Source organism: Mesorhizobium sp. B2-4-15 (genome assembly GCF_006658505.1).
In the GTDB taxonomy this organism is placed as follows: domain Bacteria; phylum Pseudomonadota; class Alphaproteobacteria; order Rhizobiales; family Rhizobiaceae; genus Mesorhizobium.
The window spans coordinates 99,487-115,696 of the sequence record NZ_VFUZ01000011.1; the positions used below are offsets into that span (position 1 = coordinate 99,487).

Below are 16,210 nucleotides of genomic sequence, written 5' to 3' on the forward strand. Positions count from 1 at the left end.
GGACGGAGAACCGTTTCACACTTTTCCTGGAATTGCTCTATCGCCGCAGCACCGCGCTCAGCACGTCGCGGATGCCGATCGCGCCGACAAAACGCGACTGGTCGTCGAACAGCGCGACCGGCGCTGTCTGCGAGCGATGCATGGCCAGCATCACGGTCTTCAGCGATGTGCCGGGATTGGCCCAGAACACCTGGGCGCCCTCCTCCGGCTGTGCCTCGACGTCGGCGCAGGACACCCACACCGCCGGCTTGCCGTCGCGTTCGGCCGCCGCCACCAACCCGTGCTCGTCGATCTTGAAGCGCGTCGTCTTGCGCCGGTCGAGCCACACCCAGCCATCCGTGCCGTGTTCGAGGTCGCGGCGGTCGCGCATCACGTTCCAGGCGGTCAGCACCGACAGCGGGTTCACATTGGCGATGAAGTCCCGGACATAGTCGTTGGCGGGCCTGAGCACGATGTCTTCCGGCGCGCCGGTCTGGACGATGCGGCCGCCCTCCATGATGGTGATGTGGCTGCCGATCTTCAGCGCTTCCTCGAGATCGTGGCTGACGAAGATGATCGTCTTCTTCAATTCCGCCTGCAGCTGCAGCAATTCGTCCTGCAGCTTGGTGCGGATCAGTGGGTCGAGCGCCGAGAACGGCTCGTCCATCAACAGGATCGGCGCCTCGGTGGCAAAGGCGCGGGCCAGACCGACACGCTGCTGCATGCCGCCCGAAAGCTCGTGGGCGTATTTCTTCGACCACTGGTCGAGATTGACCAGCTTGAGCTGCCTGTGCACACGCTCCTTGCGTTCGGCGTCCGGCACGCCGGCGAGTTCGAGACCGAGGCCGACATTTTCCTCCACCGTGCGCCAGGGCAGCAGGCCGAACTGCTGGAACACCATCGCCACCTGTTTCTGCCGCAGCCGCCGCAAGGTCGTCTCGTCGCAGGTCACGACGTCGACCGTGCGGTCGCCGTCCTTGACCAGCACCTGGCCACGCGAGACGACGTTCAGGCGGTTGACCGCCCGCAGCAATGTCGATTTGCCCGAACCGGACAGACCCATGAGCACGGAAATCTCGCCCTCATGCACGGTGAGGCTGGCGCCGGCACAGCCCAGCACATTGCCGGTCTTCTCGAGGATCTCGGCGCGCGTCGCGCCCTTGTCGATCATCGCCAGCGAGCCCGCCTGGTCGGCGCCGAAGACGATGTCGACGTTCCTGAAATCAACGGCGACAGTCATTTCTTGCCTCCAACGCCAATGCGGGTCATTCGATCGAGCACGATGGCGAGCACAACGATGGCCAAGCCTGCTTCAAGCCCGAGATCGATGCGGCGTGAGCCGAGCGCGCGGTTGATCTCGGTGCCCAGCCCGCCGGCGCCGATCAGGGCGGCGAACACCACCATCGACAGCGACAGCATGATCGACTGGGTCAGCCCCGCCATGATGGTGGGCAGCGCCGAGGGCAATTCCACCTTCCACAAGAGCTGGCGCTTGGTGGCGCCGAACGCCTCGCCGGCCTCGATGATCGACTTCGGCACGGAAACGACGCCGAGATGAGTAAGCCGGACGGCGGTTGGGATGACGAAGATGATGGTCACGATGAGACCGGGCGCGTTGCCGAGGCCGAACAGGGTGAGCACCGGGATCAGGTAGACGAAGGTCGGCAGCGTCTGCATCAGGTCGAGCACCGGCAGCATCACGCGATAGACCTTCGGCTTGTGCGCCGCCCAGATGCCGAGCGGCACGCCGATCGCCATCGCCATCGCGGCGGCGGCGACGACCAGCACCAGCGTCTGCACCGTCTGCTTCCAGAGGTTCTGATTGATGATGAAGATCAGGCCGAGGAAGACAGCAATGGCGAGCGGCCGTGAGCGCTGCAGCAGCCAGGCGATGACGGCGATGGCGAGCGCCAGCAGCACCGGCGGGACCATCAGCAAAAGGTTGACCAGCCCGTCGAGGATGAAATTGAGCCCGTTGGAGAAAGCTCTGAAGATGGTGTCGAAATTGTCGGTGAGGAAACCGAAAAAGGACTTTCCCCAGGCGCCGATCGGGATCTTGTGATCGACCATGAATTTGGAAATCGGATCCATCTCACCCCTCTTCCGCCGGAGCTCTGTCTTTGGCTCCGTACTGTCGCAACGTCATCTTGTCACAGCATAAGAAAAAGGGCAGCCTTTTCCAGATGGCTGCCCTTTTCTTTCGGTCATGCCGAAATCAAAGCCGGCTCAGCCTCCAAGCGCGGTCTTGACCGCCGCCGCCGCATCGCCGCCGTCGAAGGTGGTGACGCCGGCAATCCATGGCTTGACCGCGTCCGGATGCTTCTTCAGCCAGTCGGTCGCGACCGTCTGGGGGTCGCCGCCCTTCAGGATGGCGTCCATCATCTGGCCTTCCATGTCGAGGTTGAACTTCAGGTTGGCAATGAACTTGCCGGCATTCGGGCACTCGGTTGTGTAGCCCTTGCGCACATTGGTGTAGACGGTGGCCGCACCGAAGCCGCTGTCGCCCATGCCGTCGAGATAGGTGATCTTCATGGCGCCCATCACCGGATGCGGCGTCCAGCCGAGGAAGGCGATCCACTCATTGTTCTTCATCGACTGCTCGGCCTGCGTCAGCATGCCGGCCTCCGAGGACTCGACCAGCTCGAACCCGGCGAGGTTGTCCTTCGGGTTCTTGATCATGTCGAGGATGATGCGGTTGCCGTCATTGCCGGCTTCGATGCCGTAGATCTTGCCGTCGAACTTGTCCTTGAACTTGCCAAGGTCGGTCAGCGACTTGACGCCGGCATCCGCGACATAGGTCGGTACGACGATGCCATAACCGGCGCCGGTCAGGTTCGTGCTGATGGTCTCGACCGAACCGTCGGCCGTGTAATCCTTGATGTCATTGGTCATCGACGGCATCCAGTTGCCGAGGAAGACGTCGAGGTCCTTGTTCTTGAGCGACGCCATCGTCACCGGCACCGACAGCTGGATAACCTTCGGCTCATAGCCGAGCGCGGTAAGCAGCACCGAGGCGAGGCCGGTGGTGGCCTGGATGTCGGTCCAGCCGACATCGGAGAGACGAACCGTCTTGCAACTCGCCGGATCGCCGGCAAAGGCGGCACTCGTGGACAGGAAAGCCGCCAGGCCGAGGCCGGCGACGAAAGAATTCATACGCGACATGTACTTTCTCCCATTGCGATTCTTTGGCGAGGCGAAGTTACGGTTTTTCTGCCCGCCTTGTTTCGTCAGCCAAACACCATTCTCGTGCGGTTTCAAGCATTAAGGCAATCACGATCAACGGCGCGGGCTGGCCAATCAGCGACACGGCCGACGCTTTGCCGACCCGGCCTCACCCTGTCGGTGCCGGCCGTGACGGCTTTTTCAGGGGAATGCGGCGGCAGGCCCTCCCCGCCCCGCGACAAGTCGGCTTAAAAGAGCGGCATGGCCAAGCTCTATTTCCACTACGCGACGATGAATGCCGGCAAGACGACCATGCTCTTGCAGGCATCGTACAATTATCGCGAGCGCGGCATGACCACGATGCTGTTCGTCGCCGGCCACTATAGCAAGGGCGACAGCGGCCTGATCTCGTCGCGCATCGGGCTGGAGACCGAGGCCGAGATGTTCCGCGACGGCGACGATCTGTTCGCCCGCGTCGCCGAACATAACGGGCGCAGCGCCGTGCATTGCGTCTTCGTCGACGAGGCGCAGTTTCTCGAGGAGGAGCAGGTCTGGCAGCTCGCCCGCATCGCCGACCGGCTGAACATCCCGGTCATGTGCTACGGCCTGCGCACCGATTTCCAGGGCAAGCTGTTTTCCGGGTCGCGCGCCTTGCTGGCGATCGCCGACGACCTGCGCGAGGTCCGCACCATCTGCCGCTGCGGCCGCAAGGCGACGATGGTCGTGCGCCTCGGCCCGGACGGCAAGGTTGCCCGCCAGGGCGAACAGGTGGCGATCGGCAAGGACGTCTATGTCTCGCTCTGCCGCCGCCACTGGGAAGAGGAAATGGGCCGCGCCGCGCCCGATGATTTTATCGGCTTCACCAGGGCCTGACCGGGCGCGGATCACGCATCGCCCCCGATCTGCCGATGCAGCGTTTGTTAAGGCCTCCGTCCTATAAGGCCATCAGCCAGAGCTCCCCGGGGTCAGCCATGCTTCGAGCCGTTTTGTCAGCCAGCACCCTTCTGCTTGTCACCTCGCTTGCCGCTCATGCTGGCGGTGACCCGATGCTGGGCAAGCACGTCTTCAACCGGTGCATTGCCTGCCATGAAGCGGCTAGCGACCGCGACAAGGTCGGCCCGCATCTGATGGGTGTCGTCGGCCGCACGGCGGGAACCGCCGAAAGCTTCCTCGGCCACTATTCGGAGGCCATGAAAAGCGCCGGCGCCGCCGGCCTTGTCTGGGACGAGGCGAACCTTGCCGAATACCTCAAGGCGCCCAGGCTGAAGGTGCCCGGCAACAGGATGGCTTTTGGTGGCCTCGGCAGTGACGACGACATCGCCAACGTCATTGCCTATCTGAAGGCCGACCCAAAACCCTGAGCCGGCTGCAACTGGTCAGTTATTTGTCGAATTCGGAGGGCATCCGCCTCGGCGGAGACTGATTGCTTTGCCGGCATGAAAGTTCAAAATCAGCTGAACTATGACTGGCTGGCCAGTTGATCACGCCATGACCACGGCTCCATTGGCTTTCAAGGGCGCGGCCGGATATTTTGTTTTCGCTCCGTCCTTGTCGTCGCGCCTTTCAATCCCCCGATGCCCCACTTATATTCGCCGCTGTTCGCAACCAGCGACCTGATGCCGAAGCGGGAGGCCCTTATGGCGACATTGCAGGATTTCGACGCCGAAATTGCCAAGACCAAGCAGGTCGTCCAGGACATGCGGGCCAGGATCGAACAATCCGGCACCGTGCTCGACACGCTCGCCACATCAGACAAGAAGATCGGCGACGCCAATTTCGACATCGAGAACGCCCGTATAGAGGACGTGCTGAAACAGCAGAAGGTGATGGAAGGCAACATCGCCGACCTGATCATCGGGCTCGAGGACGCGACCAATGTCTTCGGCGCCGAATTCGAGAGCATGAAGAACTATACCGGCTGGGAGAACTTCGTCGGCGTCTTTTCGGCGCAGCGCAAGCAGCGCATGCGCACCGACCGCGTCCGCAACATGTCGCTGGCCGGCAATCTGCAGGAATTGCTGGCCAAGTCCGACACCATCGTCGGCATCCTCAAGGCGCAGAAAGAAATCCTCGACCAACGCTACAAGACGTCGGAGGCCAGCCTGTCGCAGGTGATCGAGCGCCGCAAGGCCACCATGACGAACCTCGAAGCCGTGCAGAAACGCATCGAGGAGCTCAATCCGATGCTGCTCGACATCGAGAACAAGATCGCTGCCTCGACCAGCCAGATTGACCGGACGCAGCTCGAAGGCGAACGCTCGAAAATGGCCACGGAATACAATGAGAAGCAGGCCAAGGAGCAGGAACTGCTGGCCGAAAGCCAGACGCTGGAGCGCTACACCTCGATGTTCCAGACCTTCGTCGATTCGCTCAACAACCAGATCGCCGCGCAGTCGACGCTGATCAACAAGCTGACCATCGATACCGAGCAGCGCATCGTGCTCTACAAGGCGCTGGAGGATTCGCTGAAGACCGCCGCCCAGCAGGATGTCGCCCACAAGATCAACACTCTGGGCAGCCAGGTCGACAACACGGCCGAGGAAACCATGGCCGGTATCGGCGCCGCCTCGCAGAAGCACATCGGCGACCTCTTGGAGATGCACGAGAAGAACATGGTCGCCACCGCCGACATCCAGCGCCGCAAGAAGCTTGCCGACGACGCCTTTGCCCGCCGCTTCGACGAGGTGCTGAAGAAGCACAATTCGGCCAACTACGTGCAGTCATAATTGCCGCACGCACAGGTGCGACGTTCCCAGGGCCAGTAGCATGATCTCCGAAAACGACGCGGCGGCGCGGTATTTCTCGGCGATCACGGCCGCGCTCAGTGGACTTGAAGTGTTTATGCGCGACGACCGCTCGCCGCTCTACCGGCACGGCATCGTCGCCGGGATCGTCGCCGAATACATCGCCCGGCTCGACAAGTCCTTCTCCTGCTGGCGCAATCGGCTGGGCTTCATGGACACGTTCCGCATTTCGCGGGCCGAAAGCGGCTACCCCGTATTCCAAAACCTCCTCGAACTGGAAAACGACCGCCTGCAGGCCGACGCGCGGCTCGCCAACATCCCACTGGCCAGCGAACTGCGCGAGGAGATGGCGGACTTCATCCTGCGCCACAAGGAATTCCCCGAGGCGCTGCAGCGGTCGATGGCCGAACGGCTCTACCTCGAGGACGTCAAGAGCGAACAAACCTTCGGCCCGTTCACACTGGCGCAGACCGCCAAGGTCTCGGTCAATCCGAAGACGGCGCGGCCCTATTATCTCGTGCACTGGGCGAGTTTCGACGGCAGCGCCAACCTGCCATTGGTCTACATGGTGACGGTGGAGGACTCATCCGAGAACATGATCCACCAGCTCGTCGACAGGAACGGCAAGCTCAACGACAAGGTCGACATACCGCTGCCCGTCGACGGCCTGCTCAATCCCGAGCTTGCCCATCGTTTCGACGATTTCACCGAGAAGAACTCCGCCTACACGCTGTCGCCGGCCACCATCGCGGTCAACCTCGACAAGGATTTCCCCGACCTGCATCCCAAGCAGCTGCGCCGCGTGGTGCTCGGTCCCTTCTATTCGGCCGGCATCACCGAAAACAACTCCGTCGTCGCCCAAGTGCTGGCCAAGGTGCGCAAGCCCGACAATGCCTGGCTGCTGACCTGGACGATCCAGGAAGTCTATTCGAAGAGTGAGAAGCCGGGCCGCAGGGGTCTCTGGTCGAGCGAGCCGGCGTCCGAGGAATTCTTCATCGACACCGACGATCTGGAAGCGGCGCGCCAGGGCGTGTCGAGCTACGAGAACCATGCCTTGATCCCGCACGAGGCCTACCAGGCGCTCTACGCCGCCGGCGAAGCGCAGAAGATCTTTGGCGGCTACAAGGTCCACATCCTGTCCAACGGACAGGTCATCTCGGACGTCTGACCGTCACACCAGGGAGCATCCTTCATGGACACCGGCCTGACCACCATTCCGGAAGCGGCGATCGAGAAGCACCGCGCCACCGCGCAAAGCTTCATCACCCGCATCGTCGTGCTGGAGGATTCTTCGCGCGAATCCGGCACGGCATTGGCCGGCACCAACCGCCGCTTCGTCTCGACGGTATCGGTCGGCTCGGTGCGCCGCACGCGCGAGGTCGAACTGTCGAAGACCGTCGGCGCCGTCCACCCGGACGACCAGTTGCTCACCATCCCGCAGCATACGCTGTTGTTTCGCGCCCGGCGCGGCGCGGCGATCGCGCTCGCAATATCGGACGTCTTCGCCGAAGGCTCCGATCTCGAAAGCCTGCAGGCCAGGAACGCCCGCGCCCCGCTCGAGGGCGACGATGCGGCCACCTTCAAGAAGCTCCTGTCGGCATCGGCTTACATCGCGGCCTTCAGCCTGGCCTCCTACCTGTTCCAGCTGATCGACAGCGACGGCGAGGCGCCGAGTGACATTCCCGAGCCGGATTTTCTCTTCGATACACCCCAGGATGCGGTGAAGTCGATCATCGCCGGCCTCGACAAGGCGATAGCAGGTTCGTCCGACGATGCCGACCTGATGACTCGCGCCCGTGCCTTCGCCCGCGTCGCCATAGACGGGCTGCTGGCGCGCAAAGGCCGCTTCGACGGCATCGGCCCGCTCGAGAACGCCCATATCCGCATCGACGTCGACGATTTCACCCTCGACGGTTTCGATGTTGCGCCCGGCAAGCGCTCCAAGCCGCTGGTGATGACCTTCAAGAAGCCCGAAGAGGTCGTCGGCAACCACATCGCCAAATACCAGTCGGTCAAGCTCGCCAAGATGCTGATGGCCTATGACTTCGAGCGCGAACTGAACCCCTTCGTCGAACTCGGCGGCTTCCTCTTCACCTTCATCGGCGACGGTGCGCCCGGCACCGGCAAGACGACGCTGATCCAGATGATCGCCGGCCTCGTCCACGACTACTGCCAGGTCGCAGGCTACCCCTTCGCCTACGAGAATTTCGGCGTCGACCAGATCTCATCCTATCAGGGCAAGTCGGGCCAGAACTGCCGCCAGTTCATCAACAACGTCTTGAACCCGCGCATCATCGGCTTCGGCACCATCGACGACATCGACCAGGTGGCGGCGCGTCGTTCCGACGACCGCGCCTCGGCCGGCCAGCAGGAAATCACCGGCGTCCTGATGGACGCCTTCGGAGGAGCGTCCACGGTCGTGCGCGGCAACTGCTCGTTCGGCATGTTCTCCAACTATCCCGAAAATGTCGACGACGCGCTGCGCCAGCGCGCCGGCGCCCGCTGGCTGGTCGACGGACCGCAGACGCGCGACGATTACATCGACATCTTTGTCCTTCTCGCCGGCAAGAACCACAAGATTCCGCTGGGCGACCACAAACTCTACGCAGCACAGGAAATCCAGCGCGCCGTCGCGGAAGCCTATGAGGAACACGAGAAGCCCCGGGAGGACGGGCTGATGCGGGTCTATGAACGCTACATGAAGGAGAACGGCGCGCCCAGGACCATGGCCGATATCGGCACCTATCTGCACCTGATCAAGGACGCCGAGCCGCGCTTCACCGGCCGCGCCATCAAGAATGTCACCGACGCCATCAAGATGCGCGCCATGGACATCGAGCTTCCCGACGACTGGTTCGAGAAACCGGAAGCCTTCATGCACAAGAGCTACGACGACAAGAAGGCGATGATCGAGGACCTGCGCGGCCCGTTCTCGATGGATATGGTGATGCAGGAGATCAACCGCTACGCGGACAGCGAGTTCCGCTATTCCGACAAGTCCGACGACGCCGCGGTGGAAAAACTCCTGCGCGACGCCCGCCTGCGCGAACGCGCGGCAAGCGAGATGGAGGAGATGAAGAAGAAGGGGCTTTGGAATGCGTGAGGTGCGCCAGCCTTCCCTTCTCCCCTTGTGGGAGAAGGTGTCGTCGAAGGCGACGGATGAGGGGTGTTCCAGCTTGGCATCAACGGCGCTCCGGCCAACACCCCTCATCCGTCTCGGCGCTGCGCGCCGATCCACCTTCTCCCACAAGGGGAGAAGGAAAGGTCACGCCCCTCATCCGCCCTTCGGGCACCCTCTCCCCGTGAACGACGGGGAGAGGGAGGCGTCAGCGTTGGCGCTTCGCCTTATCAGGCAAAGCCCCTCGGACCCTTCAACATGATCAGCAAAAAACCCGACCTCCTGCGCGACAACGAGCTGATCTATGGCCGGCTGCTCACCGTCGACGAGCCGCATCTCATCCAGCGCTATAACAAGGCGCTTGCCGCCTTCGGGCTCAAGCCCACCAGGCTGGAGAGCTTCCAGATCGACCGCACCGGCTTCTCGCCGGAAGTGGCCGAGGAGTGCGGCGACTATGACTATCTCGACCCCAACGAGGTCAATCGCCGCTTCATCATCCTGACGCCCTCGCAGATCGACCTGCCGGTGGTGCACACCGCCTTCTCCAACACCTCGCAACTGATGTTCGAGTTCATGACCAGGAACCAGCGCGCCATCGACGCGCTGACCATCAAGGACGTCATCTACGGCGAGATCGAGGACTCCGTTCCCAAGGTCAACGACATCGAGGATCTGCTGTCGATCAACCAGGTCGAGTTCAAGGTGCTGTCGGCCGAGAACGTGCTGGGCAAGGCGGCCGAACTCGGCAAGCTCGTCGACCGGCTGAAACAGGAACCCGATGCCTGGCGCGACAATGCGATGCTGACCCGCATGGTGGACCTGGCCAAGGTCTGCGGCGACATCCGCGAGAACGCGCTGGTGCCCGACCAGGTGATCTTCCGCCACAGCGCCTACTGGACCAGCCATTTCGGCGGGCTCTACGTCTTCGTCGATCCCGAAATGACGACCGTGATCAGCGACCCGGCCGCCCCCGGCTTTCGCCGCTCGCGGCCATGGCAGGTGAGCTATCTCTCGATCAACGATGCCGACAAGGTGTTCAAGTTCCTGGCCGCCACCGGCCGCATCGAGTTGCCCCGCGCTTCCTGGATCGAGGCGTCCGGCTATCTCGAACACCGCGCCGAGATGGTGGTGCGCGCGCTGATCCGCGACGCCGAGCCGAACCGCAATTTGACCGATGTCGACAAGGTCTGGCTGCAGACCTGGATCCAGAGCCATGCCGACCTGATCACCAGGGACGGCAATTTCCCCTTCCTCAACGCCGCCAAGCGCGAGATCGCCCAGCTTGGCCATCTCAAGATCGAGGACGTCCTGCCGCAGCAGCGTTTTCTGGTGATCCGCGCCAAACCGGACCATCCCGACGCCTGGCTGACCAACAGGCTGATTTCGGATTTCGTGCCGGCGGATTTCATTTCGCGCTACATCTTCAACAAGGACGGGTTCTACAGGGACTATCACGGCTTCAGCGACGCTTGGCGATCGCATGTTGTCGACGTTCTGAAAACCACATATTTGAAGGACGAAGTGGCGTTCCGCACGCGCCTCTACGGCCTGACTGACTGAGGGGTGACACAGCCATGCTCGATCCGATCGTGAACTTTTTCACCCGGATTTTCCAATGGATCGGCCGCGGCATCGGCCTGGTCATCGGCGTCATCCTGTGGCCGTTCATGTGGGCCGGGCGCTGGTACGCGCAGCGCGGCTGGATCCTGAAGGCCGCGGTCGGCATCGCACTGCTGGTGCTTGTCGGCCTCTACGCCAACTTCTTCTACGCCACCCAATGGTGGCGCAATTTCAACCCGAACTATCCCGACACCTACAGCTTCGAGAAACGCAATGTTTCCGCCGGCGAACAGGTTGCCGCGGGCGCCGGCACCGATACGGCAAAGACCTGCGGCAACTCCGGCATCGCTCAGATTGCCGCCGACCTGATCGACTTCAACGTCAATCAGAACGCCTGGGTCTCCTCGATGGTCCTTTACAAGCTCGGCCTGTTCGGCATCGACTGGGACGACACGCCATGGATGGACAACAAGGCTTCGTTCCAGCGCGGCATCAATCAGGCGGTGCGGCGCACAGCCACCGAGCTTGCCGACAACCTCGGCCGTGTGCGCACCACCTCGCAGATCGACACCAATCTCCAGGATGCCCGCGGCCAGCTGCAGTATGACGAGTCCATCTGGTATATCAGCCGCAACGGCATGACCGCGACCACCCCCAGCATGTATCGGCGCGCAATGGGCAATCTGCGCTCTTTCAACGCCCGCCTCGCCACCTGCCAGGCGACTTTCGACGCCCGCGCGGATAATTTGAAGCAATATATCGATCGCATCGCCAGCGACATCGGCTCGACCTCGGCCATCCTCAAGGAGCGCGCCGAAAACCACAACAATGGCTGGTTCGACTTCCGTGCCGACGACCGTTACTGGTTCGCCTATGGCCAGCTCTATGCCTATTATGGCCTGATGAAGGGCGCCCAGGCCGATTTCGAGGGCGTCATCAAGGAAAAGCACCTGCAGAGCCTGTGGGACACGATGGACGCGCAGTTCGTCTCGGCGCTGCGCATCCAGCCTTTCATCATCGCCAACGGCCGGGAGGATGGCTGGCTGCTGCCGACACATCTTACGACCATGGGCTTCTACGTGCTTCGGGTGCGTTCCAACATGGTCGAAATCAGCAACGTGCTCACGCAGTAACGCTGTTCTGTTACAACCTCCGGTGATGGCGAATTTGCGCCGTCGCTTCTGTCGCATTCCGTGCATTGTGCGGCTGTTTTGAGACGGCGGAGACGCCCCTGCTCTGGCTTCTATACGGCGCGGCAAGCGGAGCCAGAAAGAACCGAGGAGAGGTCGGCCGGCCGCGGATGAATTTTCTTCATAGGAAACATAGTTGCATGAAAGTTGACGCCACGGCTGCGACAGGGTTAGATGCCCGCGCGTCCGGTTCCAGCCTTCTTGCGAGCGACATCAACCCCGTCCCCTCCACCGTCCAATCCAGAGGAAAGCCGTCATGGCCGAAGTGAAGTCCGACATCGAGATCGCGCGTGGCGCCAAGAAAAAGCAGATCCAGGAGATCGGCCAGAAGATCGGCATCCCGACCGAACACCTCCTGCCCTACGGCCATGACAAGGCCAAGATATCGGCCGAGTTCATCAAATCGGTGAAAGGCAACAAGGACGGCAAGCTGATCCTGGTCACCGCCATCAATCCGACCCCGGCCGGCGAAGGCAAGACCACGACCACCGTCGGCCTTGGCGACGGCCTGAACCGCATCGGCAAGAAAGCCATCATCTGCATCCGGGAGGCCTCGCTCGGCCCGAATTTCGGCGTCAAGGGCGGTGCCGCCGGCGGCGGCTACGCACAGGTTGTGCCGATGGAGGACATGAACCTCCACTTCACCGGCGACTTCCACGCCATCACCACCGCCCACAACCTTCTGTCGGCGCTGATCGACAACCACATCTACTGGGGCAACGAGCTCGGCATCGACACGCGCCGCGTCGTATGGCGCCGCGTCATGGACATGAACGACCGGGCGCTGCGCGAGATCATCTGCTCGCTCGGCGGCGTCGCCAACGGCTTCCCGCGCGAGGCCGGCTTCGACATCACCGTCGCCTCGGAAGTCATGGCCATCCTGTGCCTTGCCACCGACCTGAAGGATCTGGAAAAGCGCCTCGGCGACATCATAGTCGCCTACCGCCGCGACAAGTCGCCGGTCTATGCCCGCGACCTCAAGGCCGACGGCGCCATGGCCGTCCTGCTCAAGGACGCCATGCAGCCCAACCTGGTGCAGACGCTGGAAAACAATCCGGCCTTCGTCCATGGCGGCCCGTTCGCCAACATCGCGCATGGCTGCAACTCGGTTGTCGCCACCACGACGGCGCTGAAGCTCGCCGACTATGTCGTCACCGAAGCCGGCTTCGGCGCCGACCTTGGTGCTGAAAAATTCTTCGACATCAAGTGCCGCAAGGCGGGCCTCAAGCCGGCAGCTGCCGTCATCGTCGCCACCGTGCGCGCCATGAAGATGAATGGTGGTGTCAAGAAGGAAGACCTCGGCAAGGAAAACATCGAGGCGGTGAAGAAGGGCTGCGCCAACCTTGGCCGCCACATCGAGAATATCAGGCAGTTCGGCGTGCCGGCGGTGGTTGCCATCAACCACTTCTATTCCGACACCGACGCCGAAATCCAGGCGATGAAGGACTATGTCGCCTCGATGGGCGAAGAGGCGATCCTGTGCAAGCACTGGGCCAACGGCTCGGCCGGCATCGAGGACCTCGCCAACAAGGTCGTGGCGCTGGCCGAATCCGGCGCCTCGCAGTTCGCGCCGCTCTACCCCGACGCCATGCCGCTGTTCGAGAAAATCAACACCATCGTCCAGCGCATCTATCGCGGCTCCGAAGCGATCGCCGACAAGTCGGTGCGCGACCAGTTGCATGCCTGGGAGCAGGCCGGCTACGGCAACCTCCCGGTCTGCATGGCCAAGACCCAGTATTCGTTCTCGACCGACCCGAACCTGCGCGGCGCGCCGACCGGCCACACCGTGCCGGTGCGCGAGGTCAGGCTTTCGGCGGGTGCTGGCTTCGTCGTCATCATCTGCGGCGAGGTCATGACCATGCCAGGCCTTCCAAAGGCCCCGTCCTCGGAAAAAATCTTCCTCAACGAGGCCGGCCAGATCGAAGGCTTGTTCTAGGCGTCGTGGTATCGACGGACAAAAGGGCGCCGGGTGGCGCCCTTTTTCATTCGGGACGACCCGTCTACGCGGCGTCGCGCGCCAATGCCCGCTGGTTCGATGCGTGGATCGTGTCACGCTCCGGCAAAGCGCCCGTCTTCAGGCATTCGATCCATTCGGCGGTCTTCAGCACCGCCGCGAAGCGCGACTGCAGGATGATCGTGATCACGCGGTGGATTTCCTCGGCCGAGGCATAGCCGGCGCTGTTGGCGTAGGGCACCGAACCGGCCGCATCGGACAGGAACTCGACCGCAAAGCCCATATGCACGGCATGGATGATGGTCGACAGGTCTCAATTGTGCGTCATGTAGCCGACGACCGTGATCGTATCGATGGCATTGGCCCGTAGCCATTCCTCGAGGTCGGTGCCGGTGAAGGCCGATGGCAGCATCTTCTCGACATAGTGGTCGCGGCCGCGCCTTGCGATTTCGGGATGCAGTTCGCCGCCATGGCTGCCCTTGGCGAAGATCGGCGACGTCTCGGGCGCCATCTGCTTGACGACGACCACCTTGATACCGGCCGCTGCCGCCGCGTCCATCGCATGCGCCACATTGACGACGCTGTCAGGGAATGGCGGATGCTGGATGGCGAGATTGCCACCATCATAATCGTTCTGGACGTCGACGAGGACGAGCGCGCGGCGCGGCGTTGTGGTGGCTGGGTCAGACATGGTGTTTTCCCTTCCGGCTTGAATGCGATGGGCCGAAAATAGGCAGGTCGCCGAGCTGCCAAAAGTGACCCGATTGACATCATTCGAAAGAATTGGGACAATCCGCGTTCAACTGTCGGAAAAGCCCATGACCGCCCCGATCATTGCCGTGCTTGCCTTCGATGGCATCAGCCCGTTCCATCTCTCCGTGCCCTGCCTGGTGTTCGGCGCCGACCGCACCAGGCTCGGCCTGCCGCGCTTCGACTTCCGTGTCTGCGCAACCGAGCAAGGGTTGATCCAGACCGATGCCGGGCTGAGCATCGTTGTCCCGCATGGGCTGTCCGCGCTCGACGATGCCGATATCGTCATCATCCCAAGCTGGAAGGATCTGGAAGCCCCGCTGGCCAGGCCCCTCCACGAAGCGCTCGGCCGCGCGCACCGGCGTGGGGCGCTGATTGTCGGCCTCTGTCTCGGCACCTTTGCCATCGCCGCCGCCGGCCTGCTTTCGGGACGGAAAGCAACCACGCACTGGGCCTATACGGACCAGTTGCGGGCCCTGCACCCCGACATTTCAGTCGATGCGGATGTGCTCTATGTGGATGAAGGCGACATCGTCACCTCCGCTGGCGTCGCCGCCGGGCTGGACTGCTGTCTGCATATCGTGCGCGCCCGTTACGGCGCCGAGGCGGCGCTGCGGCTCGCCCGGCACGTCGTCCTCTCCCCGCACCGGCAGGGCGGGCAGGCGCAGTTCATCGAACGCCCCGTCGCAAACAGCGCGAACGCCGACCGCTTCACCGGGGCCCTCGACGCGGTGCGCGCCACGCTCGGCGAGGCGCACAGTCTCGACAGCGTCGCCGAAGCCGCCGGCCTGACCCGGCGCACCTTCACCCGCCGCTTCCAGAAATCGATCGGCACCAGCTTCGGCGACTGGCTGACAAGCCAGCGCATCGAACTGGCGCAGCGGTTGCTGGAAGCCACGGAAAAATCGATGGACATGGTGGCCTTCGAGGCCGGCTTCGGCAGCGCCACTTCGCTGCGCCAGCACTTTGCCGCAAGGCTCAGAACGTCGCCGGCGCAATACCGGCGGGAATTCTCAAGGCGGGCTGACGGACAGATAGCGCATGCCTGATTGGTTGAGGAGACTCAGCCACGCCTGACCGATCGCGCCGGGTTGCCAACGACGGTCGCATTGGCCGACACGTCGCGCGTCACCACAGCGCCCGCGCCGACGATGACGCCTTCGCCGATACTGACGCCGCCGAGGATGACGGCGCCGCCACCGATCCAGGCATCGGCGCCGATCTCGACCGGCCTGGCGATCTCCAGCCCGGCTCGCCGCCCGGTCGCTTGCCTGTGATGCTCGGCGCAATAGATCTGCACATTGGGGCCAAGTAGCGTTCCCTTGCCAATGCGCACGCTTGCCGTGTCGAGGATGGTACAGCCGGCATTGAGGAAGACGCCGGCGCCGAGGAAGAGATTGAACCCATAGGCGGCGCAGTGGAAAGGCGCCTCGATCCGGACGCCCTCGCCCGCCGCGCCGAGCAGCGATTTCAAGGCGAGCCCGAGATTGCCGCGCTGTCGCGGCGGCAGCGTGTTGTGCTCGAACAATGCGTCACGCGCCGTGACGCGCAACGCTTCCAGCTCATCATCCAGGCAGGTGTACCATTGGCCGGCCGCCATCTTTACGCGCTCGCTTCCGGCCATGGCGTGGTCTCCAATGACGTCATTGCAAATAAGTAAGCTGACAGAAAAGCGCCGATCTCAACACTGGTCAAATATTGGACCTATGGTAGCCTGCCGCCTCAAGGTCGTCCGGCCTGGGATCGAGGGGAT

Annotated in this window: 15 protein-coding genes; 9 read left to right on the top strand and 6 right to left on the bottom strand. The window is 62.8% G+C overall.

Annotated elements, in window-relative coordinates; all coding sequences use genetic code 11:
• Positions 1-37: 37 nt before the first annotated feature.
• From choV to FJ930_RS15285, 3 genes are all read right to left on the bottom strand, one after another.
• Entirely contained in the window at positions 38-1,219 is a 1,182-nt protein-coding gene (gene choV, locus FJ930_RS15275; RefSeq protein WP_141838721.1) for a choline ABC transporter ATP-binding protein, read from the bottom strand.
• Positions 1,216-2,070 (bottom strand): choline ABC transporter permease subunit, encoded by an 855-nt coding sequence (choW, locus tag FJ930_RS15280; RefSeq protein WP_140745526.1) that lies wholly within the window; start codon positions 2,068-2,070, stop codon positions 1,216-1,218. Before choW ends, choV begins: the two co-directional genes overlap by 4 nt.
• Before the next feature lie 135 nt (positions 2,071-2,205).
• Positions 2,206-3,141, bottom strand: coding sequence for a choline ABC transporter substrate-binding protein (locus FJ930_RS15285; RefSeq protein ID WP_140745528.1), 936 nt, complete (start codon positions 3,139-3,141; stop codon positions 2,206-2,208).
• A gap of 261 nt (positions 3,142-3,402) precedes the next feature.
• Here FJ930_RS15285 and FJ930_RS15290 point away from each other — a divergent pair, with 261 nt between their 5' ends.
• The 8 genes from FJ930_RS15290 (at position 3,403) to FJ930_RS15325 (ending at position 13,689) form a co-directional block, all read left to right on the top strand.
• Positions 3,403-4,014 (top strand): thymidine kinase, encoded by a 612-nt coding sequence (locus FJ930_RS15290; protein WP_140745530.1) that lies wholly within the window; start codon positions 3,403-3,405, stop codon positions 4,012-4,014.
• 98 nt (positions 4,015-4,112) lie between these two features.
• A complete protein-coding gene (locus FJ930_RS15295; protein ID WP_141838723.1) occupies positions 4,113-4,502 on the top strand; it encodes a cytochrome c family protein in 390 nt (129 codons plus the stop codon).
• Between the two features lie 276 nt (positions 4,503-4,778).
• On the top strand, positions 4,779-5,867 hold the full coding sequence (locus FJ930_RS15300) for a hypothetical protein (protein WP_141838725.1): 1,089 nt from the start codon (positions 4,779-4,781) through the stop codon (positions 5,865-5,867).
• 40 nt (positions 5,868-5,907) lie between these two features.
• Positions 5,908-7,053 (top strand): hypothetical protein, encoded by a 1,146-nt coding sequence (locus FJ930_RS15305; protein ID WP_141838727.1) that lies wholly within the window; start codon positions 5,908-5,910, stop codon positions 7,051-7,053.
• 24 nt (positions 7,054-7,077) lie between these two features.
• Positions 7,078-8,988: an ATP-binding protein gene (locus tag FJ930_RS15310; RefSeq protein WP_141838729.1), complete on the top strand. Its 1,911-nt coding sequence runs from the start codon at positions 7,078-7,080 to the stop codon at positions 8,986-8,988.
• Positions 8,989-9,261: 273 nt separating this feature from the next.
• Positions 9,262-10,563, top strand: a complete 1,302-nt coding sequence (locus FJ930_RS15315; RefSeq protein ID WP_141838731.1) for a DUF6638 family protein — start codon at positions 9,262-9,264, stop codon at positions 10,561-10,563.
• A 14-nt stretch (positions 10,564-10,577) separates the two neighbouring features.
• Positions 10,578-11,696, top strand: a complete 1,119-nt coding sequence (locus tag FJ930_RS15320) for a DUF2333 family protein (RefSeq protein ID WP_141838733.1) — start codon at positions 10,578-10,580, stop codon at positions 11,694-11,696.
• 313 nt (positions 11,697-12,009) lie between these two features.
• Positions 12,010-13,689, top strand: coding sequence for a formate--tetrahydrofolate ligase (locus FJ930_RS15325; RefSeq protein WP_140692086.1), 1,680 nt, complete (start codon positions 12,010-12,012; stop codon positions 13,687-13,689).
• A gap of 64 nt (positions 13,690-13,753) precedes the next feature.
• On the opposite strand, the gene FJ930_RS30490 is transcribed toward FJ930_RS15325, so the two are convergent.
• Both FJ930_RS30490 and FJ930_RS30495 read right to left on the bottom strand, forming a co-directional pair.
• Positions 13,754-13,990: a hypothetical protein gene (locus FJ930_RS30490; protein WP_246676922.1), complete on the bottom strand. Its 237-nt coding sequence runs from the start codon at positions 13,988-13,990 to the stop codon at positions 13,754-13,756.
• A 30-nt stretch (positions 13,991-14,020) separates the two neighbouring features.
• Positions 14,021-14,398 (bottom strand): isochorismatase family protein, encoded by a 378-nt coding sequence (locus FJ930_RS30495; RefSeq protein WP_246676923.1) that lies wholly within the window; start codon positions 14,396-14,398, stop codon positions 14,021-14,023.
• A gap of 127 nt (positions 14,399-14,525) precedes the next feature.
• On the opposite strand from FJ930_RS30495, the gene FJ930_RS15335 reads away from it, so the two are divergent.
• The gene (locus FJ930_RS15335; RefSeq protein WP_141838735.1) at positions 14,526-15,506 is read left to right on the top strand and encodes a helix-turn-helix domain-containing protein; all 981 of its coding nucleotides are present in this window, start codon (positions 14,526-14,528) and stop codon (positions 15,504-15,506) included.
• Positions 15,507-15,520: 14 nt separating this feature from the next.
• Here FJ930_RS15335 and FJ930_RS15340 read toward each other — a convergent pair whose 3' ends face one another.
• Positions 15,521-16,081, bottom strand: coding sequence for a sugar O-acetyltransferase (locus tag FJ930_RS15340; RefSeq protein WP_141838737.1), 561 nt, complete (start codon positions 16,079-16,081; stop codon positions 15,521-15,523).
• Positions 16,082-16,210 lie beyond the last annotated feature (129 nt).